At 61.0% G+C, this 21,479-nt stretch carries 18 protein-coding genes; 5 read left to right on the top strand and 13 right to left on the bottom strand.

Annotation, left to right across the window (positions count from 1 at the left end):
• Window positions 1-47: 47 nt before the first annotated feature.
• A complete protein-coding gene (locus JFU58_RS22930) occupies window positions 48-1,355 on the bottom strand; it encodes an IS4 family transposase (protein ID WP_201139778.1) in 1,308 nt (435 codons plus the stop codon).
• Window positions 1,356-2,403: 1,048 nt separating this feature from the next.
• Here JFU58_RS22930 and JFU58_RS22925 point away from each other — a divergent pair.
• Genes JFU58_RS22925 through JFU58_RS22905 form a run of 5 tightly spaced genes read left to right on the top strand, consistent with a single transcriptional unit; the run spans window position 2,404 to window position 7,958 of the window.
• Window positions 2,404-4,053 carry an AMP-binding protein gene (locus tag JFU58_RS22925; protein ID WP_201142442.1) on the top strand — a complete coding sequence of 550 codons (1,650 nt, stop codon included), beginning with the start codon at window positions 2,404-2,406 and terminating at the stop codon, window positions 4,051-4,053.
• A 22-nt stretch (window positions 4,054-4,075) separates the two neighbouring features.
• On the top strand, window positions 4,076-4,843 hold the full coding sequence (locus JFU58_RS22920) for an SDR family NAD(P)-dependent oxidoreductase (RefSeq protein WP_201142440.1): 768 nt from the start codon (window positions 4,076-4,078) through the stop codon (window positions 4,841-4,843).
• A 10-nt stretch (window positions 4,844-4,853) separates the two neighbouring features.
• The gene (locus tag JFU58_RS22915; protein ID WP_063030094.1) at window positions 4,854-6,038 is read left to right on the top strand and encodes an acetyl-CoA C-acyltransferase; all 1,185 of its coding nucleotides are present in this window, start codon (window positions 4,854-4,856) and stop codon (window positions 6,036-6,038) included.
• 9 nt (window positions 6,039-6,047) lie between these two features.
• Window positions 6,048-7,175, top strand: coding sequence for an acyl-CoA dehydrogenase (locus JFU58_RS22910; protein WP_201142438.1), 1,128 nt, complete (start codon window positions 6,048-6,050; stop codon window positions 7,173-7,175).
• 9 nt (window positions 7,176-7,184) lie between these two features.
• The gene (locus tag JFU58_RS22905) at window positions 7,185-7,958 is read left to right on the top strand and encodes an enoyl-CoA hydratase (protein WP_010171088.1); all 774 of its coding nucleotides are present in this window, start codon (window positions 7,185-7,187) and stop codon (window positions 7,956-7,958) included.
• Window positions 7,959-8,097: 139 nt separating this feature from the next.
• Here the strand turns inward: JFU58_RS22905 and JFU58_RS22900 are convergent, their stop codons facing one another.
• The 12 genes from JFU58_RS22900 to arnC all read right to left on the bottom strand — a co-directional run bounded on the left by JFU58_RS22900 (window position 8,098) and on the right by arnC (window position 21,387).
• Window positions 8,098-9,249 (bottom strand): acyl-CoA dehydrogenase family protein, encoded by a 1,152-nt coding sequence (locus JFU58_RS22900; protein ID WP_201142436.1) that lies wholly within the window; start codon window positions 9,247-9,249, stop codon window positions 8,098-8,100.
• A gap of 3 nt (window positions 9,250-9,252) precedes the next feature.
• Complete coding sequence (locus JFU58_RS22895) at window positions 9,253-10,356, bottom strand: enoyl-CoA hydratase/isomerase family protein (RefSeq protein ID WP_201142434.1); 1,104 nt, start codon at window positions 10,354-10,356, stop codon at window positions 9,253-9,255.
• A gap of 142 nt (window positions 10,357-10,498) precedes the next feature.
• Window positions 10,499-11,197 carry an HPP family protein gene (locus JFU58_RS22890; protein WP_201142432.1) on the bottom strand — a complete coding sequence of 233 codons (699 nt, stop codon included), beginning with the start codon at window positions 11,195-11,197 and terminating at the stop codon, window positions 10,499-10,501.
• A 175-nt stretch (window positions 11,198-11,372) separates the two neighbouring features.
• The gene (locus tag JFU58_RS22885; protein WP_093197022.1) at window positions 11,373-11,603 is read right to left on the bottom strand and encodes a type VI secretion system contractile sheath small subunit; all 231 of its coding nucleotides are present in this window, start codon (window positions 11,601-11,603) and stop codon (window positions 11,373-11,375) included.
• Window positions 11,604-12,072: 469 nt separating this feature from the next.
• A complete protein-coding gene (locus JFU58_RS22880) occupies window positions 12,073-13,695 on the bottom strand; it encodes an ArnT family glycosyltransferase (RefSeq protein WP_093197019.1) in 1,623 nt (540 codons plus the stop codon).
• Window positions 13,696-13,698: 3 nt separating this feature from the next.
• Window positions 13,699-15,078: a UDP-glucose dehydrogenase family protein gene (locus tag JFU58_RS22875; RefSeq protein ID WP_177069783.1), complete on the bottom strand. Its 1,380-nt coding sequence runs from the start codon at window positions 15,076-15,078 to the stop codon at window positions 13,699-13,701.
• Window positions 15,075-15,488 (bottom strand): 4-amino-4-deoxy-L-arabinose-phosphoundecaprenol flippase subunit ArnF, encoded by a 414-nt coding sequence (arnF, locus tag JFU58_RS22870; protein WP_063030106.1) that lies wholly within the window; start codon window positions 15,486-15,488, stop codon window positions 15,075-15,077. The genes JFU58_RS22875 and arnF overlap by 4 nt, the downstream gene beginning before the upstream one ends.
• Window positions 15,485-15,832 carry a 4-amino-4-deoxy-L-arabinose-phosphoundecaprenol flippase subunit ArnE gene (arnE, locus tag JFU58_RS22865; RefSeq protein ID WP_003217625.1) on the bottom strand — a complete coding sequence of 116 codons (348 nt, stop codon included), beginning with the start codon at window positions 15,830-15,832 and terminating at the stop codon, window positions 15,485-15,487. The genes arnF and arnE overlap by 4 nt, the downstream gene beginning before the upstream one ends.
• The gene (gene arnT / locus JFU58_RS22860) at window positions 15,829-17,484 is read right to left on the bottom strand and encodes a lipid IV(A) 4-amino-4-deoxy-L-arabinosyltransferase (protein ID WP_201142430.1); all 1,656 of its coding nucleotides are present in this window, start codon (window positions 17,482-17,484) and stop codon (window positions 15,829-15,831) included. The genes arnE and arnT overlap by 4 nt, the downstream gene beginning before the upstream one ends.
• Complete coding sequence (arnD, locus tag JFU58_RS22855) at window positions 17,481-18,365, bottom strand: 4-deoxy-4-formamido-L-arabinose-phosphoundecaprenol deformylase (protein WP_201142428.1); 885 nt, start codon at window positions 18,363-18,365, stop codon at window positions 17,481-17,483. Before arnD ends, arnT begins: the two co-directional genes overlap by 4 nt.
• Entirely contained in the window at window positions 18,365-20,356 is a 1,992-nt protein-coding gene (arnA, locus tag JFU58_RS22850) for a bifunctional UDP-4-amino-4-deoxy-L-arabinose formyltransferase/UDP-glucuronic acid oxidase ArnA (protein WP_063030112.1), read from the bottom strand. Before arnA ends, arnD begins: the two co-directional genes overlap by 1 nt.
• Window positions 20,353-21,387 (bottom strand): undecaprenyl-phosphate 4-deoxy-4-formamido-L-arabinose transferase, encoded by a 1,035-nt coding sequence (gene arnC / locus JFU58_RS22845; RefSeq protein ID WP_032869197.1) that lies wholly within the window; start codon window positions 21,385-21,387, stop codon window positions 20,353-20,355. The genes arnA and arnC overlap by 4 nt, the downstream gene beginning before the upstream one ends.
• Window positions 21,388-21,479: the final 92 nt, after the last annotated feature.

Here is a 21,479-nt window from a genome sequence, read left to right as displayed (position 1 = left end):
GCCATCCCTTTCAAGGTCTGCGTTTAAAAGTCCGTTTAAGGCCATGTTTAAGTACGTTTATCCGACTTGGCCGCCTTAAGCACCCTAGCTGTTGAGACATGCGCCCGTGCTGCCTTACCTTCCAGCCACTCCTTGGGCTTGGCTACTTTGGGGCCACGAGGGCTTTTTGCTACGGACTTAGGTTTGATCATCCTTGCCAGGGCCAGCAATCGCTCTGCCAGCCCTTGCGGAGTCTTTTCAAGAGGGAAATTTTCCGCAGGCAATGCGATCTGCAAGCCTTGATAATCACTGCGAACATGCACCGCCAAATGGAAAATCGAAACCTGCCAACCCTCTGGCTGCGTTTCGCGGTGCGCCTGCTCAACGCTACGCTTGAGAACCGACAAAACGTTGTAAGCCAGGACCGCCGAGGCAAAGCCCAATAGCGCGGCTTTCGGGCTGCCAAGGCCTGTAATTTCACTGTCCAGTACCGACTCAAGGCGCTGAAACATTCCCTCGATACTCCAGCGATGACGGTATAAATCGGCTATCTGCCGGGCACCGATGGTGTCGGGCAAATTGCTCCAGAACCACATCACCAAATCACCTGAGTCATTCGCCGTTTGCAGGCTCAACTCAACACGTCGCCAGCGGCGGCCACCCTTCATTTCGATGATTTGTTCGCGAACGGTTCCGCTATCGACCGTCCCTGAGTCTTGCCACTCACTTTCCTGGACCAGGCGTGGATGCTTGCTGGGTTGGCGAACGATGAACGAAGCCCCCGTATCCTCGCAGGCTTGCAGGATGGGCAGCGTGCAATAGAGCCGGTCAGCCATCCACAACTGGCCCGCGCATGCGCGGGCCAGCAGCGGTAAAACACTGACTCGCTCACTGGCGTAGGCATCTTCCCACGGCTGAAGATCAACGACTAAATCCAGATCCGGATCGTAGGCAACTACTGAAAATCCTGGGCGCGCTGCGCCGCGCTCATTGCGCAGAGCGCCTAGACGTTTTTCAGTGGCCGGCAAGTGGTTGCCATCCACAATACGCAACTGCCAGCCGGGCAGGATCGATGAATGGCCGAGCGTTTCGACGGTTGGTATCAAACGCTCGGCACTGCCCGAAATGAGGGCGCGAAGCAGCTCGGGTTCGGTTCGCTTGATCTTGTCATAGAGTGCCGAAACACTGACCGAAAGGCCCTCCATCTTGCGCGCCGCCGCGTGCAACGACGGCCTCAAGCCCAATGAAACAAGGGACATCAGCTCAACAACGGTTGAAAACAAAAGCTCACGTGAGTACTGCCGTTGGCGGTGATCATCGAACACCTTGTCAACCCAAGCGGCATCTACTGCCTGCTCTAATATCAACTTGGTCATGACGCTGGCCGGAGCCTGTTTTTCAAACCGTTCTAAAACCTTTTCCCACATAGTTTCGCCGTCCTGACTGGATTGGTTAGGGGATTTTAAACCAAGACCTTGAAAGGGATGGCTCTTACAGCGGGTCACTTTTGGCAAACGCCCCAAAAGTAACCAAAAGGTCTTTGCCCCACCACTCGGTGCCTCGCCTAGGCTCGGCATGCCCGCACTCCGGCCCGGTTCCGCGGGCCGCCGCGACGGGCCATCCATGGCCCGGCGCGGCTAAACCGGCGTCCTGCCGGTTTACCCGCTCCACCGTGCCTGCTTGCGGCCATCGTGGTTGACGGGGCCCGCAGATCAAGATCAAAAGCAGATCAAAAGCAAGAGCACAGCGGCCTACCGGCCGGCTTGAGTGTTAAAAGCAAAGGCAAAGACCAAAGCGAAAGCCAAATCTGAAGCTGATGCAGCTCTGCTTTTCTGTGGGAGCTGGCTTGCCTGCGATGCAGACACCTCCGTGCATCAGGTACACCCAGTTGATGCCATCGCAGGCAAGCCAGCTCCCACATTTGAACCGTGCCCGCTTTAGATTTTGATTTGGCTTTTGCTCTTCAACACTCAAGCCGGCCGGGAGGCCGCTGTGCTCTTGCTTTTGATCTTGATCTTAGGCGCCCCGTTAAACCACGCTGGCCGAACGCAGGCTTTGGAGCGTGGGTAACCCGGCAGGACGCCGGGTTAGCCGCGCTGGGCCAAGGATGGCCCATCGTGGCGGCCCACGGTCCAAAGCCGGAGTGAGGGCACACCGAGCCTAAGCGAGGTGCCGAGTGGTGGGGCAAGAGCGTTTTGCTTACTTTTGCGCTCTTCAAAAGTGAGCCGCTGTAAGAGCGGAACCATAAGCGGCCGTTACCTAAACAACGGATATACACACACAACCCAAAAAAAGCCCCCCATTGGCCAAACCAGTCAACCAAGTTGAAAGCTTTGACCATTGCCCACCCACCGCTCTAGAGCGACTATTTCACCGGTCTACGTACCCATCCTGAAAATAAAAAACACACAGGGATTTGAAGCGATGCGTGATTACTCGGCCACCACCACCCAGTTCAACTACCAACACACCGTTGACGCCGCCCTGTCGGGCACTCTGCAGGCCCTCAACGCCTGCGTCGAATGCTGCGACCGCCACGCCTTACCCGGCCGCATCGCGCTGTTCTGGGAGGGCAAGGACGGCCGCAGCGCCACGTCCACCTTCACCCAATTACAAGACCAGGCCGCCCGCTTCGCCAACTTCCTCCTGGCCCAGGGCGTAAAGCGCGGAGACAAGGTAGCAGGCCTCCTGCCACGCACCGCCGAGTTACTGATAGTGGTACTCGCCACCTGGCGCATCGGTGCGGTCTATCAGCCGCTGTTCACCGCCTTCGGCCCCAAGGCCATCGAACACCGCCTGAACAGCTCCGGCGCAGCATTGGTGGTCACTGACGCCGTGAACCGTCCCAAACTCAATGAAGTGGCCGACTGCCCAACCATCGTCACCGTCGCCGGCCCCAACGGCGAAGGTATCGTGCGCGGCGATTTCAGCTTCTGGGCCGAACTGCCCAACTATTCCAACACCTGCGAGCCCGTATTGCTGGGCGCCGACGACCCGTTCCTGCTGATGTTCACCTCCGGCACCACTGGCCCGTCGAAATCCCTGGCAGTACCGCTCAAGGCAATCGTGGCGTTCCAGAGCTACACCCGCGACGCCGTCGACCTGCGCCCCGAAGACGCATTCTGGAACGTCGCCGATCCGGGCTGGGCCTACGGCATCTATTTCGGCGTGACCGGCCCCTTGTCCATGGGCCATCCGATCACCTTCTACGACGGCCCGTTCACCCTCGAAAGCACCTGCCGCGTCATCAACAAATACGGGATCACCAACCTCACCGGTTCCCCCACGGCCTATCGCCTGCTGATTGCCGGCGGCGAGCAGTTCGCCAAGTCGATCAAGGGCAAGCTACGCATTGTCAGCAGCGCCGGCGAGCCCTTGAACCCGGAAGTGATCCGCTGGTTCGCCGACAACCTCGGCGTGACCATCCACGACCATTATGGCCAGACTGAATTGGGCATGGTGCTGTGCAACCACCACGGCCTGGAACATCCGGTGCACGTGGGTTCCGCCGGCTTTGCCTCGCCAGGCCACCGCATCGTGGTACTGGACGACAACCACCAGGAACTGCCCGCCGGCCAGCCGGGCATCCTCGCCATTGACCGCGAACAATCGCCGATGTGCTGGTTCGCCGGCTACGACGGGGTCAAGACCAAAGCCTTCGTCGGCAAGTACTACCTCAGCGGCGATACGGTGGAGCTGAACCCCGACGGCAGCATCAGCTTTGTCGGGCGCAGCGACGATGTGATCACCACCTCCGGCTACCGAGTAGGGCCGTTCGATGTGGAAAGTGCATTGATCGAGCATCCGGCAGTGGTGGAGGCCGCGGTGGTGGGCAAGCCATGCCCGGAACGCACCGAGATCGTCAAAGCCTTTGTGGTGCTCAGCGAGCAATACCGCGCCGAGCCGGCCCTGGCCGAAGAGCTGCGCCAGCACGTGCGCAAGCGCCTGGCGGCGCACTCGTACCCACGGGAAATCGAATTTGTCAGCGAGCTGCCCAAGACCCCGAGCGGCAAGCTGCAACGCTTCATTTTGCGTAATCAGGAAATTGCCAAGGCCCAGGCGGCCACGGCGTGACCCATTCTTCAAGGAAACAGTGATGCAGATTGAGAACAAGGTTTTTCTGGTCAGCGGCGGCGCTTCAGGCCTCGGCGCGGCGACGGCCGAGATGCTCGTAGCGGCCGGTGCCAAGGTGATGCTGGTGGATTTGAACGCTGACGCAGTGGCGGCCCAGGCGCAAAAGCTCGGCGAGCAGGCCCGCAGCATAGTCGCGGATATCAGTCAGGAAGCCGCTGCTGAAGCTGCGGTGCAGGCCACGGTGGCAGCCTTCGGTGGTCTGCACGGGTTGGTCAACTGCGCCGGTGTGGTTCGCGGCGAGAAGATCCTTGGCAAAAATGGCCCTCACGTTCTGGCCAACTTTGCCCAAGTGATCAACGTCAACCTGATCGGCAGTTTTAACCTGTTGCGCCTGGCTGCGGCGGCTATCGCCGAAACCGAAGCGAATGCCGATGGCGAGCGCGGTGTGATTATCAACACGGCGTCGGTGGCGGCGTTTGACGGCCAGATCGGCCAGGCGGCCTATGCCGCCTCCAAGGGTGCGATCGCCAGCCTGACCCTGCCTGCCGCCCGTGAGCTGGCGCGCTACGGGATTCGGGTGATGACCATCGCCCCCGGCATTTTCGAAACCCCGATGATGGCTGGCATGACCCCGGAAGTGCGTGAGTCCCTCGCCGCCGGTGTGCCATTCCCGCCGCGCTTGGGCAAGCCAGGCGAGTACGCCGCACTGGTGCGGCATATCATTGAAAACAGCATGCTCAACGGCGAGGTGATCCGTCTCGACGGTGCCTTGCGCATGGCGGCCAAATAAGGAGATTTTCATGACTGATCCCATCGTTATTGTCAGCGCAGTACGCACCCCAATGGGCGGGTTCCAGGGCGACCTCAAGGGCCTGACCGCCCCGCAACTGGGGGCTGCGGCGATTCGTGCAGCGGTCGAGCGTGCCGGTATTGCCACCGATGCCGTGGATGAAGTGCTGTTCGGTTGCGTGCTGCCCGCCGGCCTCGGCCAGGCACCTGCACGTCAGGCTGCTCTAGGCGCAGGCCTGGATAAATCGACCCGCTGCACTACCCTCAACAAGATGTGTGGTTCGGGCATGGAAGCCACGATCCTGGCCCATGACTCGTTACTGGCGGGCAGCGTGGAAGTGGTCATCGCCGGTGGCATGGAGAGCATGTCCAACGCGCCGTACCTGCTGGACCGCGCCCGCAGCGGCTACCGCATGGGCCACGGCCGGGTGCTCGACCATATGTTCCTCGACGGGCTTGAAGACGCCTACGACAAGGGCCGCCTGATGGGCACCTTTGCCGAGGACTGCGCCGAGCACAACGGCTTTTCCCGTGAAGCCCAGGACGCGTTTGCCATTGCTTCCCTGACCCGTGCGCAACAGGCGATCACCGATGGCAACTTCATCGCCGAAATCGTCCCGGTGCAGGTCACCGTGGGCAAGGAGCAGAAAACCATCACCCACGACGAACAGCCGCCAAAAGCCAAGCTGGACAAGATCGCCACCTTGAAGCCGGCCTTCCGCGAAGGCGGCACGGTGACGGCGGCCAACTCCAGTTCGATTTCCGATGGCGCGGCGGCATTGCTGCTGATGCGCGAGTCTGAAGCGCAGAAGCGCGGGCTCAAGCCGCTGGCGGTGATCCATGGCCACGCGGCGTTTGCCGATGAGCCTGGCCTGTTCCCGGTCGCGCCGGTGGGGGCGATCCGTAAGCTGATGAGCAAGACTGGCTGGAACCTCGACGAAGTCGACCTGTTTGAAATCAACGAAGCCTTTGCCGTGGTCAGCCTGGTGACCATGAGCAAGCTGGAGATTCCCCACAGCAAGGTCAATATCCACGGCGGCGCCTGTGCCCTGGGCCATCCGATTGGCGCGTCCGGCGCGCGGATCCTGGTGACCCTGCTCTCGGCCCTGCGCCAGAAAGGCCTCAAGCGCGGTGTTGCGGCGATCTGCATCGGCGGCGGTGAGGCCACAGCCATGGCTGTTGAATGCCTGTACTAAGGAATTTCTATGCTCCCGAATGACGAACAACTGCAAATCAGCGAAGCCGCCCGGCAGTTCGCCCAGGAGCGGCTTAAACCGTTCGCCGCCGAATGGGACCGCGAGCATCGCTTCCCCAAGGAAGCCATCGGTGAAATGGCCGAGTTGGGTTTCTTCGGGATGCTGGTCCCGGAGCAATGGGGTGGTTGCGACACCGGCTACCTGGCCTACGCCATGGCCCTGGAAGAGATCGCCGCCGGTGACGGCGCCTGCTCCACCATCATGAGCGTGCACAACTCGGTGGGCTGTGTGCCGATCCTCAAGTTCGGCAACGACCCACAGCGAGAACAGTTCCTCAAGCCCCTGGCCAGCGGCGCGATGCTCGGCGCTTTTGCCTTGACCGAGCCCCAGGCGGGTTCCGACGCCAGCGGCCTGAAAACCCGCGCCCGGCTGGAGGGCGATCACTACGTGCTCAATGGCTGCAAGCAGTTCATCACCTCTGGGCAAAACGCCGGGATCGTGATTGTGTTTGCGGTCACTGATCCGGCTGCCGGCAAGCGCGGTATCAGCGCCTTTATCGTGCCTACCGACTCGCCGGGCTACAGCGTGGCGCGGGTCGAGGACAAACTCGGCCAGCATGCCTCCGACACCTGCCAGATCTTGTTTGAGGACTTGAAAGTGCCGGTGGCCAACCGTTTGGGCGAGGAGGGTGAAGGCTATCGGATCGCCCTGGCCAACCTCGAAGGCGGGCGCGTCGGCATTGCGTCGCAAGCAGTGGGCATGGCCCGGGCGGCGTTTGAGGCGGCCCGGGACTACGCCCGCGAGCGGGAAAGCTTTGGCAAGCCGATCATCGAGCACCAGGCCGTGGCCTTCCGCCTGGCGGACATGGCGACGCAAATCGCCGTGGCGCGGCAGATGGTGCATTACGCCGCCGCCCTGCGTGACAGCGGCAATCCGGCGCTGGTGGAGGCGTCCATGGCCAAGTTGTTTGCTTCGGAAATGGCCGAAAAGGTCTGTTCGGCAGCCTTGCAAACCCTCGGCGGTTACGGTTACCTGAGCGACTTTCCCCTGGAGCGGATCTACCGCGATGTGCGGGTCTGCCAGATTTACGAAGGCACCAGCGATATTCAACGCATGGTCATTTCACGCAATCTCTGAGGAGTATCTATGAGTTACGAAACCATTTTGCTGGACGTCCAGGGCCGTGTCGGGCTGATCACTCTCAATCGCCCGCAAGCGCTGAACGCTTTGAACGCACAACTGGTCAGTGAGCTGAACCAAGCGTTGGACAGCCTGGAGGCCAATCCGGAAATCGGCTGTATCGTGCTCACCGGCTCGAAAAAAGCCTTTGCCGCCGGCGCCGACATCAAGGAAATGGCCGAGCTGACCTACCCGCAGATCTACCTCGACGACCTGTTCAGCGACAGCGACCGCGTGGCCAACCGCCGCAAGCCGATCATCGCCGCAGTCAACGGTTTCGCCCTGGGCGGCGGTTGTGAACTGGCCTTGATGTGCGACTTCATCCTGGCCGGTGACAACGCCAAGTTTGGCCAGCCGGAAATCAACCTCGGCGTACTGCCGGGCATGGGTGGCACCCAGCGCCTGACCCGCGCCGTAGGCAAGGCCAAGGCCATGGAAATGTGCCTGACCGGGCGCTTTATCGATGCGGTGGAAGCGGAGCGCTGCGGGATTGTCGCGCGGATCGTGCCGGCGGATGAGCTGTTGGACGAAGCATTGAAAGTCGCGACCCTGATTGCCAGCAAATCGGTGCCCATCAGCATGATGGTCAAGGAAAGCGTCAACCGCGCGTTTGAAGTGAGCCTGTCCGAGGGCGTGCGCTTTGAGCGTCGGGTGTTCCATGCGGCGTTTGCCACACTGGATCAGAAGGAAGGCATGGCGGCGTTTGTGGCCAAGCGTGCGCCGGAGTTCAAGGACAAATAAACACCGTCCTGAAACGCTGAAGATCAAAAATGTGGGAGCGGGCTTGCTCGCGAAGGCGGTATTGCAGTCACCCGATGTATCGACTGATCCACCGCCTTCGCGAGCAAGCCCGCTCCCACATTGGTTCTGGGAATACCTGTTACAGCTGGTAGTTTTTCAACTCTCTGGCAATCACCATTCGCTGAATCTCGCTGGTGCCCTCGTAAATCTGGGTAATCCGCGCATCCCGGTAGTAACGCTCCACCGGGTAATCCTCCAGATACCCATAACCCCCATGGATCTGCATCGCCGACGAGCAGACCTTCTCGGCCATTTCCGATGCGAACAGTTTGGCCTGGGACGCTTCCGACAGGCACGGCTTGCCCGCACTGCGCAATCGGGCCGCGTGCAGGATCAGCAAGCGCGCCGCATTCAGGCGGGTTTGCATGTCGGCCAGCATATTCGCCACGCTCTGGTGTTCAATGATTGCTTTGTCGAACTGCACCCGGTCACGGGCGTAGGCCAGCGCTGCTTCAAAGGCGGCGCGGGCGATGCCCAGCGCCTGGGCGGCAATCCCGATGCGCCCACCTTCGAGGTTGGACAGGGCGATAGCCAGGCCTTTGCCGCGTTCGCCCAGCAGGTTGGCTTCCGGCACCGTGCATTGGTTGAGGGTGACGGCACAGGTGTCCGAGGCACGGATGCCCATTTTGTGTTCGGTACGGTCCACTACGAAGCCTGGGGTGCTGGTCGGTACGAGGAATGCCGATATGCCTTTCTTGCCCAGGTCGGGGTCGGTCACCGCAAACACAATCGCCAGTTTGGCGCGCTTGCCGTTGCTGACAAACTGCTTGGCGCCGTTGATCACCCACTGGCCTTCCCGCAGTTCGGCGCGGGTACGCAGGTTGTGAGCTTCGGAACCGGCCTGGGGTTCGGTCAGGCAGAAGCACCCGATGGCCTGGCCGCTGGCCAGTTCCGCCAGCCAGGTTTCCTTTTGTTCCTGTGAGCCGTAGTTGAGGATTGGCCCGCAACCGACTGAATTATGGATACTCATCAGCGCGCCGGTGGCGCCGTCGCCGGCTGAAATCTCTTCCACCGCCAGGGCATAGGCCACGTAATCGACGTAGGTGCCGCCCCATTCTTCGGGCACGACCATGCCCAGCAAGCCCAACTCGCCCATCTTGGCGACGAGGGCGTCGTCGATCCAGCCGGCCTTTTCCCAGGCTTGGGCGTGGGGCGCGATTTCGCCACGGGCAAAGTCCCTGGCCATGTCGCGGATCATTACCTGTTCTTCGGTAAATTCAATATCTTGCATGGCTTAGTTCCCGTTCTTGTCGAAGTCGCGGAAGAAGCTCTCGACATGATCAGCCTCCAACGCCTGGAGGGTGGGAGGGTTCCAGCGAGGGGTTTTGTCCTTGTCGATCAACAGCGCGCGCACGCCTTCGATCAAGTCGCCACGGGCGAACCATTGGCGATCCAGGTGCAACTCCAGGGCAAAGCACTGCTCCAGGGGCAGGTGGCGTCCGCGGCGCAGCATCTGCAGGGTCACAGCCATGGCCAGGGGCGAGCGGGTTTGCATCAGGCTGGCGGTGGTCAGAGCCCAGTCATGGCTGTCGGCGACGGTGACTTGCTGCAATTGCTCGACGATGCTCGGCACATCCGGCAAGGCAAAGAAGTGGTCGATGGCCGGGCGCAGCGCCGCCAGTGGCGCGTCGGGCAATTGTTGCACCGCCAGGCCGGCCAGCAGGCCTTGCAGGTCCTTGAGCGGTGAGTCGTGCCATTTCAGGCGGTCCAGGCGCTGGTCGAGGTCGGCAAGCCTGGCGCTGTCGAGGTACCAGTCTGCCAGCCCGCAATACAGGGCATCGGCGGCGCGAATCTGCACGCCGGTCACCCCGAGGTAGACCCCCAGTTCCCCGGGAATACGCGGCAGGAAATAGCTGCCGCCCACATCCGGGAAATAACCGATGGCGACTTCAGGCATTGCCAGGCGGCTGCGTTCGGTGACCACCCGCAGGTCGGCGCCTTGTACCAGGCCCATACCGCCGCCGAGGACGAAGCCGTCCATCAGCGCCAGGACCGGCTTGCGGTAGCGGTGAATAGCGAGGTCGAGGGCGTATTCCTCGACGAAGAAGTCTTGGTGGAGGGTGTCGCCGTTCTTGAAGCTGTCGTACAGCGAGCGAATGTCGCCCCCGGCGCAGAAGGCTTTTTCACCGGCACCGCGCAACACCACGGCGTACACCTCGGGGTCGTTGGCCCAGGCCTGCAGATGCCGGCTGAGGCTGCGGACCATGTCCAGGGTAATGGCGTTAAGGCCGGCGGGGCGATTGAGGGTCAGGTGGCCTATGTGGTTGCGTACGTGCGCCAGGACCTCGTCGTGCACGAGCCCGGCGCTGCTTGCTTCGGATGAAACCTGAGCAGTCATCTCTAACTCCCTGCTTTTATTGTTCTTTATCAAGATGTTCGTAGGCGAACCATCTCGCGATCGTACCAGTGCAAATTTGCCCAGTACAAGTCGGAATCATGCAGGTCGTTTTTGCATTTTTGCCCTAGGGAGGATGCCGGCCCTAGCGTTGGAAAACCGCGCCGATCGTCCGTCGCCGGGCATAGCGTTCGCTGGCCTGGATCAGTTCTTCCAGTTCCTGCGGTGTCACGTCCAGGAACTGCTCGCGCTCGGCCAGGGCCTGCTTGAGGTCTTCGGCGCTGATGCCTGGGTTTTCGATGGCCGTTGGCATGAAGTTCGGCGCAGCGGGCTCGCTGGCTCCCTTGGGATAACGCGTGCGGGTTGCGTTGTTATAGGCCAGTGCACAGGCCAGCAAGGCAGCGGCGCCCAGCATCACTGCGCCCAGTTCGTGCCAGCCGATGGCAATGGACGCGGGATCAGCCAGCACCAGGCTCATCGCCAGCCCGCCCGCCGGTGGGTGCAGGCAGCGCAGCCAGCAGATCAGGATTACGGTCATCCCGGCGGCCAGGCATGCGCTGCCCAATGTGCGTCCCAACACCCGCGCCACCAGCAGTGCAACGACCCCGGCACACAGGTAGCTGCCAATGATCGACCAGGGCTGGGCCAACGCGCCGGAAGACACGGCAAACAGCAGCACCGCCGAGGCCCCCAGCGGACCTATAAGGTGCAAGGCGACCTCCATACCAAACACCTGGGCGCACACCCAGACACTGAACAGGGTGCCTAACGTCATGCCGATGGCGGCACGACTCCATTCGGCGGGGCGGGTATTGATGGCAGCGGGTAACCAGCGAGCGAGCATTGACGGGCGATCCATAAAAAACGGGCAAAAAAAAGGCTTGTCTGGTTTCCCGGAAAAGCCTTTCAAAACAGTTCCTGCATTTGGGGGAGGAACCTGCGCAGTGTGCCAATCGGACAAGGTTGCCGCCAATGCATATTAATGCAGGTCAAGTGCAGTATTTTTGCAGTAAAGCGTCTCAGCCAGCCGGTATCAGGCGGATTGGGGGCGGCAGGGGGCTGCCGATCTTGCCCAGTACCCGATCATTGGTTTCCTCATTGATCAGCAGGTTCTGTACGTTTTCCCGCAGTGAGGGATCGTTGGCCAGAGGCCCCTTGAGTACTACCAGTGCATCGCGCAGTTCCATGAGCCTATCCAGTTTTGGTTGGAGGATGTAACTCACATTTACCGTGTCGCGAGATAACGGCATAGCAGTGTCAGAGAGGGAGGGGGCGGGCAATCGATGGTCGGACACAGAACATTCCTCTAAATGAAATAAACGGCAGCGCTAAGTGCTGTTTAAAACGTATTTATTGTTATCGCGGCTGTTTCTTTAATCGGGTACTTCACGATAGATGGCTTGCTATTACGGTCGCCGAATTTCGTACGACAGTAACAGGGCGGCCCTGCACCGCACCTTTGGCACTTCTGAGAATAGTTAGAAGGTATTAAATAAATAACTCACTTTGCAGGCGAGTCTACAGTTGGTGACTTGGAGCGGGAAGGGGGCGTGCATCGGCGCATGCGGATAGATGCGTAGGATTTTTCCCGATAGTTACAAACCGAAAAGTTTCGAAGTTTTATGGGTAAAGAAGTTTCTTACATGCACTTGGACTTATAACTACGGATTGTACTGGCACGGGATAAGCAGCCTGTGCCGCTTATCCCGTTAGCAAGTATCAAGGTTGCGCGGGTTTGGTCAAATGCAGCAGCACATAGGGGTTCTTGTCGAACTGGCCGGTCAGCACCGGTTCCAGTGAGCGGATACGCGGATCGCTCAAGGCCTCGTAGTCCGCCTGGCTCATGATCAGCCAGGCAGGCGCCTGGATTGGCGCCAGTTCGGCGGGCAACTGGGTAAACAACGGCACCTGGTCGCAATCGAGGTTGACCATGAACTTGATGGCTTTCGCGTCCTTGCCCAGTGCGTGCAGCACCAGCGGTGCTCGTTCTTGCTGGATGAGCGTGTGGGCCTGGAGGGTAAAGGTGCGCGTGTCATACAGACGACGCTCCAGGGGTTCGACCATCACGATATAGGCGAGCCATACCGCGAGTACGGCAGAGAAAGCCGGCCCCAGGTAGCGAAGGCGTCGGTTGAACAGCAGTCCCAGCGCCAGAGTCTGGAGCGCGATCAGCAGCCCGAACACCGGATTGAGACTACCCATCTGCTCAGGGAAGCGATGACGCGCCACGAACAACCCTGCGATCAGCAGACCCGGAATGACCGTCCACAGCGCCAGCATCAGCCAGCGCAACCCGGCGAACAGTTTTCCGCGGGATACCTGGAATGGATACGCGGCAATGATCGCCGCCATGGGCAGCATCGGCAGTACATAGCGGGCCTTTTTCGCCTGGGGCACCGAAAGGCCGATCATCACGATCAAGCCGGCGGCCAGGCAATACAGCACCAGTTTCAGTGCCGGACCCTTGTCGTCGCGACCGCCGGCAACAATCGCAATCAGCGCCAGTATGGCCAATGGATAGGCAGGCGCGTAATTGCCCATTGAGCTGGCGAAGTAATACAGCTTGCTGCTGGAGCCTTCGGTACCGTCCATGCGGCCGAGGAACTGCATGCGGATCACGTCCTGCATGAATGCCTCACCGCCACTGAGCTTGGCCAGCAGCAACAACAGGCCGACACACGCCGCCAGCAACGCCAGCGCCAACAGGCCAAAACTGAACAACTGCCGCCATTGACGATTGATCAGGTAATAGCTGCACAGCATGCCGGTGGGAATCACCAGGCCGATCGGCCCACGGATCGCGAACCCCAGGATCAGCAGCAGGAACAGCCAGTGCAGGCGTTTGCCGGCGCCGAAGTGGTCATGGGCATAACCCAGGTAAAACACCGCCAGGGCCACGGCGGCCAGCATCTGGTCGAGGGACACCGCGCGGGTTTCGCTGATGAAGGTACTGCTGAGCAGCAGCACCGCAATGCTCAGCAACGCCCAGCGCCGGGAGTAGGGCGCGGTCAGCCGGTAGATCAGCACCACGATCAGCGCCGAAGCAATGGCCGTTGGCAGCCAGGCCGTCAGGCTGGTGACCTGCCCAAGGGGCAGGGACAGCAGCCAGGTCATCAGCGTCGAGGTGGCCAGGTAATCGGCATAAGGTTGCCCGTACGTTGTCGGGAAGAACCCCGGCCCATGGCGCAGCATCTCCTGGGCGAACAGCACGAAGCGCGAATCAAAACCGATGATGGCCTGGTTCCAGTTGCCTGCGATAAACAGGACCAGTGCCAGGAGCCCCAGCACCCAAGAGTGTCGGCGGATCGTCGGGCTGAGCAGGGGCGGATGGGCTTTGTCCACGTCTTAGGCTTCCTCGGCCTGAGGCACCCAGTTTTGCTGGGGGATAGGCAAGTTGCAGGAGTCGCCGCGGCCCATCGGGAAGTACTGGATGCCTTTACGCGCCAGGCGTTCACCGTCGTACAGGTTGCGACCGTCGAAGATCACCGGGGTTTTCAGGCGCTGCTGGATCAAGTCGAAGTCCGGTGCCTTGAACTGCTGCCATTCGGTGCAAATGATCAGGGCGTCGGAGCCGCTCAAGGTGGATTCCGGGGTGCCCATCAGCATCAGGCGCGGGTCATCGCCGTAGATGCGTTGGGTTTCCTGCATGGCTTCCGGGTCAAACGCGCGCACATTGGCGCCGGCGGCCCACAAGGCTTCCATCAGTACCCGGCTGGGGGCATCGCGCATGTCGTCGGTGTTGGGCTTGAACGCCAGGCCCCACAAGGCGAACGTTTTGCCCCGCAGGTCGCCCTTGAAGAACGCGTTGGCACGCTCGAACAGCTTGCTCTTCTGGCGCTGGTTGATGGCTTCCACGGCTTCCAGCAGGTCGCTGGAGCAGTTGGCAGCCTTGGCGCTGTGGATCAGGGCGCGCATGTCCTTGGGGAAGCACGAGCCGCCATAACCGCAGCCCGGGTAGATAAAGTGGTAGCCGATCCGCGAGTCGGCACCAATGCCCAGACGCACAGCTTCGATGTCGGCGCCCAAGTGTTCGGCCAGTTCGGCGATCTGGTTGATAAAGCTGATCTTGGTGGCCAGCATGCAGTTGGCGGCGTACTTGGTCAGTTCGGCGCTGCGCAGGTCCATGAAGATGATGCGGTCGTGGTTGCGGTTGAACGGTGCATACAGTTCGCGCATCACGTCGCGCACTTCTTCACGCTCGCAGCCGATGACGATGCGGTCCGGACGGCGGCAGTCGGCAACGGCCGAGCCTTCCTTGAGGAATTCCGGGTTGGAGACGATATCGAATTCCAGATGACGGCCGGCAAGGTGCAGGGCTTTTTCCATGTGCGCGCGCAAGGTGTCGCCGGTGCCGACGGGCACGGTGGATTTTTCCACCAGGATCACCGGGTCGATGCGGTGGCGCGCCACGGCATCGCCTACGGACAGCACGTATTTCAAGTCGGCCGAGCCGTCTTCGTCCGAAGGGGTGCCCACGGCGATAAACAGCACTTCACCGTGTTCAACGGCGAGTTTTTCGTCATAGGTAAACGTCAGGCGACCGCCTTCGAGGTTTTCCTTGACCATGGCCGCCAGGCCCGGCTCGAAGATGCTTACGTGGCCTTGTTGCAGCAACTTGACCTTTTTCTCGTCAACGTCCATGCAGATGACATCGTGGCCGACTTCGGCCAACACGGTGGCCTGTACCAGACCGACGTAACCGCTACCAAATACACTGATTTTCATGGGGCATTCCTGGGACTTGTGGTGCTAGCACGACGAGAGTTGATAGTCAGAACTCCGAGAATGACCAAGGCCACACCCGCAGTTTTTGAAACGGAAAAATGTTCGTTGAAGACCGGCAGGCTGGCAGCCAGCAGGTACACCAGCGCGTAGCTGATGCTGAGCAGCGAGTAGGCCCGCCCCAGCGGCAAATCTTTCAGTGCGCCGAGCCAGCAGAGCATCGACAGGGCATAGGCGATGATCGCCAGGATCACCACGCCCAGTGCGCCGAGGTCGATGGCGCCGGTGTTGAGTGCTGTCAGCCATTCAGTGGGCAGCGGCAGGCGCGTCATGCTCCAGCGCATGCCCAACTGGGCACCGCTGACCAGTGCAACGCTGCCCAGGGCCAGGGCAAAACCGCGAGCGCGACTCATACCTGGCGTCCCAGCAGCACTACACCGGCAATCACCAGCAGCACACCGAACCAGTGGCGGCCATCGATGTGTTCGTGGAACACAAAGCGCGCTACCAGGGTGACCAATACAAAGTTGAGGCTGAGCATCGGGTAGGCGATGCCGACTTCCAGGCGTTGCAGCACCAGCAGCCACACCAGCAAACCCAAACCCAGGCACACCAGCGCCGACCACAGCCACGGCGAACGCAGCTTCAAGGCCCAGCCATCCGGCTGGTCACGCCAGCCTTCAACTGCAAACTTCTGGGACACTTGGCCCATGCAGGTCAACAGGCAAGCGCCCAACAACAGCAGCAACGTGGTCATGGCGTACTCTGCGGGAAGATCAGGATCACGATATTGCCCTGCTCGTAGCGCTTGCCGTCTTTGGGCAGCAGGTCCACTTCCTGACGCTCGTCGTCACCCTTGACCCGCATCACCACGCCCACCGAACCTTGTTTGCGCGCATCGATCATCCATTGCTGGACGCTGGCGGCATCGATCTTGCGGTAAGCGGTGTCCGGGAAGGCAATGCCGTATTTCACTTCGCCAACGGTGTTGTAAAGCATCACTTCAGGCCGCTGCAGACGCCACGACAAGGCCGATGCGGCACCGAGGTCGTTGCTCAGCAGTGCGGTGGTCGGCTGCAACTCCTGGAGGTGATCAATGATGAACTGGTCCGGGGTCTTGTTATAAACCACCGAGTGCGGCAACGCGGCCGGCACCAGCGCCACCAGCAACCAACTGCCAATCACCGGTGCGGCCCACATCTGCAATGGGCGGGCGGCCTGCAGCAGGTTGGCGATGATCCAGCCGAACAGGAAGACGAACACCAGCACCAGGCTTAAGGTTTCCTGGCCGTGCTCATACACCGGCTTCTTCAATTGGAACCAGGTCAGGGCCAGCAGCCCCAGCACGCCAATGACCAGGTTCAGCCAGCCATTGATGCGCAGTACGCGGCCACGGGCCTGGGCCAGTTTGTCGGCCAGGGTGTGCCCCATCAGCAAAGCGAGAGGCAGCAGGCACGGCATGATGTAGGACGGCAGCTTGCCCTTGGCCAGGCTGAAGAACGCCAAAGGCATCAGCAACCACAGCAGCAGGAAGGCGATTTTGCCGCTGCGCTTTTCCAGCCAGGCCTGTTTGGCGGTGGAGGGCAGTAACGCCATCCATGGCAGGCTGAACGCCACCATCAGCGGCAGGTAGTACCAGAAGGGCTCGGAGTGCTGGGCGTCTTCGCCGGCAAAGCGCTGGATGTGCTCGTGCCAGAAGAAGAAGTTCCAGTAGTCCGGCTCCTGGGCATGCACCATCAGCGCCCAAGGCAGGCTTACGACGATCGCCACTGCCACGGCCACCAGGCCATAGGTGAGCAGTTCACGAAAGCATTTTTGCCAGATCACGTAGGGCAGGGCGATCAGTACTGGCAGCAGCCAGGCGAGGAAGCCCTTGGTCATGAAGCCCATGCCGCAGGCGAACCCGAGCAGGGCCCACGACCCCAAGCGGCCACGGGGGGTGCTGCTGTCGAAGCAGAACCACAGGGCAGCGCCGGTCAGGTTGACCCAGAAGGTGAACTGCGGGTCGAGGTTGGCGTAGCCCGCCAGGAAGGCGACGCTGACAAAACTCATGTACAGCACGGCGCTGACCAGGCTCTTGCGCGGGTCGTTCCACAACCGCCGGGCCACGCCGTACACCAGCAGGATGCTCAAGCCGGTGCTCAAGGCCGAGGCGAAACGCACGCCGAACAGGTTCTGGCCGAAAATCGCCTGGCCCAGCGCGATCATCCAGTAGCCGGCCGCCGGTTTTTCGAAATAGCGAATCCCCATGAAGTGCGGCGAGGCCCATTTGCCGGTCAGCAGCATTTCCTGGCTGATCTGCGCGTAACGGGTTTCGTCGGGGATCCACAGTCCATGGGTGGTCAACGGGATCAGGTAGAACACCCCGAAAGCCAGCAGGAGCAGGGGCAGGGCCCAGCGCCGGATCATGCCTTTTGCACTCCGAGCCAGCCTTCACGGCCGCTCAGCACGCCGCGCACCAGCTGTTGCCGGGGCAGGGTGGTCAGGTCGGCGGGCAACAGGTCGCCCAACGGTTTGAACTCGATGCCGCGCTGCCCTGCCTGGGCGAGCAACTGGCGAAAATCATTGGCCATCAGAATCCCTTCTACTTCTGCGTGGATCGTATAGACGTTGAGCTTCGACGGCTTGAAGCGGTCGAGGATGTAACTATTGAAATCCTTGGCGGCCACCACCGGGCCCACGACTTCGTCGAAGGTCGGCATGTCCACCGGAATTTGGGGCGTGCCGGCACTGCCATCCGCCAAAGTTGGCCGGAACAGGCTGGTACCACGGCAATCGCTGTTGTAGCGGAAGTTGAACTGTTGCTTGGCTTGCACCACGCGCTCATCGGCACGCCAACCGGCGGCGGCTGAACAGTCGATGGGCTCACCGAGGATATCGTTCAAGGTGTCGACGCCACGGCGAATCTGCTCGATCAGCTGTGCATCGCTCCAGCGCCCGGTGTTGGCTTGCCAGCCATGGTGGTCCCAGGCGTGCAGCCCGACTTCATGCCCGGCAGCCTTGGCCAGGCGCATCAAGTGCCCCAGGTCGCGACCGATGGGTTTGCCCGGCCAGGCGGTGCCGGCCAGCAAAATGTCCCAGCCGTACAAGCCGGCAGCGTTGGAGCGCAGCATCTTCCACAGGAATTGCGGGCGGATCAGGCGCCACAAGTGGCGCCCCATGTTGTCCGGCCCGACGCTGAAGAAAAAGGTCGCCTTGACCCCGGCTTCATCCAGCGACTCCAATAACCGTGGCACCCCTTCACGGGTGCCTCGGTAGGTGTCGACGTCGATGCGTAGACCTGCCTGCATCAGCGCTTGTCCGCGATTTCGAGCATGGCTTCACGCAGGAAGAAATCCAGAGTGTTGCCGATGGTTTCGCTCATCTCGACGGTAGGCTCCCAGTTCAGCAGGCGCTTGGCGTTTTCGATGCTTGGCTTGCGGTGAGCCACGTCCTGGTAACCGGTGCCGTAGAACGCCTTGCTCTCTACGTCGCGGAAACCGGCAAACGGAGGGAAGTTGCTGCGCAGCGGGTGAGCTTCGAACTGACGCAGCAGTTCTTCGCCCAACTGACGGATGCTGGCTTCGTTTTCCGGGTTGCCGATGTTGATGATCTGACCGTTGCAGTTATCGTTGTCGTTATCGATGATGCGGGCCAGGGCTTCGATACCGTCAGCGATGTCAGTGAAGCAACGCTTCTGCTCGCCACCGTCGAACAGACGGATCGGCGTGCCTTCCACCAGGTTCAGGATCAGCTGGGTGATGGCGCGGGAGCTGCCGATACGGGCCGAGTCCAGGCGGTCGAGGCGCGGGCCCATCCAGTTGAATGGACGGAACAGGGTGAACTTCAGGCCTTTGTCGCCGTAGGCCCAGATCACGCGGTCCAGCAGTTGCTTGGAGACCGAGTAAATCCAGCGTTGCTTGTTGACCGGGCCCACCACCAGGTTGGAGGTGTCTTCGTCGAAGTACTGGTCCTGGCACATGCCATACACTTCGGACGTCGACGGGAAGATCACGCGCTTGTTGTACTTCACGCAGTAGCGAACCAGTTTCAGGTTCTCTTCGAAGTCCAGTTCAAAGACGCGCAGCGGGTTGCGGGTGTATTCGATCGGAGTGGCAATGGCCACCAGCGGCAGGACCACGTCGCACTTCTTGATGTGGTACTCGATCCACTCGGAGTGAATGCTGATGTCGCCTTCCACGTAGTGGAAGTTCGGGTGGCTGCGCAGGCGCTCGATGGCGTCGGAGCCGATGTCCAGGCCGTAGATTTCGTAGCGGTCGTCACGCAGCAGGCGCTCGGACAGGTGGTTACCGATGAAACCGTTCACACCCAGGATCAGCACGCGGGTACGGCGTGGCTTGCGGCCGGACTCGGCGCCGCGCAGGACGGAACCGTCCACCAGGCCCAGTTCATCAGCCAGGGACGGGCCGGCCAGGTACAGGCCGTTTTCGTTGCGCTGGCCGAACTTGACCACCAGGGAGTCTTCACCGCAGGCGATGCGCAGCGGGTTGACGCTGATCACGCGGCCTGGTGCCAGGCCTTCGTTGCCTTTGACGACTTCAGCACTCCAGACGATCAGCTTGTGCTCGCCCACGGCGCAGAAGGCGCCCGGGTACGGTTGGGTAACGGCGCGAACCAGGTTGAACAGCTCTTCAGCCGGTTTTTTCCAGTCCAGCTTGCCGTCAGCTGCGGTGCGACGACCGAAGTAGGTGGCTTTGCTTTCGTCTTGGGCGGTTTCGGTCAGCTTGCCTTGAGCCAGCTGCGGCAGGGCGTCACGCAGCAGGCTGGTGGCCGCGTCACGCAGTTTGGCGTGCAGGGTCAGGCCGGTGTCGGTGCGGTCGATCACGACTTTCTGCTGGGCCAGGATCGCGCCGGCATCGGCACGCTTGACCATGCGGTGCAGGGTCACGCCGGTTTCGGTTTCGCCGTTGACCAGTACCCAGTTGGCCGGTGCGCGGCCACGGTATTGTGGCAGCAGGGAGCCGTGCAGGTTGAACGCGCCTTTCTTGGCGGTGGCCAGCAGGGCTTCGCTCAGCAGGTTGCGGTAGTAGAACGAGAAGATGTAGTCCGGGTTCAGCTTGGCGATGCGCTCGATCCACAGCGGGTGGTTGGCGTCCTCCGGGGCGTGCACCGGGATACCGTTGCGGGCGCACAGTTGGGCGACGGAACCGTAGAAATTGTTTTCCTTGGGATCATCGGCATGGGTGAACACGGCAGCAATTTCGTAACCCGCATTGAGCAGGGCTTCGATACCAGCACAGCCAATATCGTGGTAAGCGAAGACAACAGCTTTTGAATTCATGACGAAACCTGATCGGAAGGAGAAGTAGAAGTGTGGGAGGAGGTCAGGCCATCGACCGTAAAGGTCTCGGCCGGTGCTGCCGGTTGGTTGCGCAGCACTTTTTCAATAAAGAACCGTGGGCGGGCCCGGACGTCACTGTACATGCGGCCCAGGTATTCACCCAATAGGCCCATGCCGATGAACTGGCCGCCGGTAAATACAAACAGTACGGCGAACAGGACGAAGGTACCGTCGCCGGCCCAGCCTGCGCCAAAGGCCAGGCGCAGAATGATCAGCGCAAAGGCGAAGAGCATGCCCAGCGCCGCCATGCTGAAGCCGACGATGCTCAACAGGCGCAATGGCGTGGTGGTCATGCAGGTCAGCAGGTCGAACATCAGGCTGATCAGGCGCATCGGGCTGTATTTGGATTCGCCATGTTCACGCTCGGCGTGATGCACCAGGATTTCCGTGGTGTGCCGCGCGAAGCTGTTGGCCAGGATCGGGATAAAGGTGCTGCGTTCGCGGCAGGCCAGCATCGCGTCGACGATGGTGCGACGGTAAGCGCGCAGCATGCAGCCGTAGTCGCTCATGGCCACGCCGGTGGAGCGCTGCACGGCGAGGTTGATCAGGCGCGACGGCCAGCGGCGGAAAGCCGAGTCCTGGCGATTGTTGCGCACGGTGGCAACTACGTCGTAGCCCAGGGCGGCTTGTTCGACTAAACGCGGGATTTCTTCCGGCGGGTTCTGCAGGTCGGCGTCCAGGGTGATCACGACGTCGCCCCGGCAATGCTCGAAGCCGGCCATGATCGCGGCGTGCTGGCCGTAGTTGCGGTTGAGGATCACCGCCACCACGTTGCTGCCTTCGAGGGCGGCGGCGTCTTCCAGCAATTGCGCAGAATTGTCGCGGCTGCCGTCATCCACCAGGATGATTTCGTATTCGTAAGCCAGCTGCTTGCAGGCGGCCATGGTGCGGCGCAGCAGCTCAGGCAGGCTTTCTTGTTCGTTGTAGACCGGGATAACGATCGACACGCAATGAATTGGATAGGGTTTCAAAGATTCATTACCTCGGGGGTTTAGAGCAACTTGGAGCGTAAAGACAGCAGTTATCGTCAGCCTTGGATGCCAGGCATCCGGTCAAAGATAGC

It is taken from the genome of Pseudomonas sp. TH34 (genome assembly GCF_016650865.1).
GTDB lineage: Bacteria > Pseudomonadota > Gammaproteobacteria > Pseudomonadales > Pseudomonadaceae > Aquipseudomonas > Aquipseudomonas yamanorum.
This window is presented reverse-complemented; position numbering and strand designations above follow the sequence as displayed.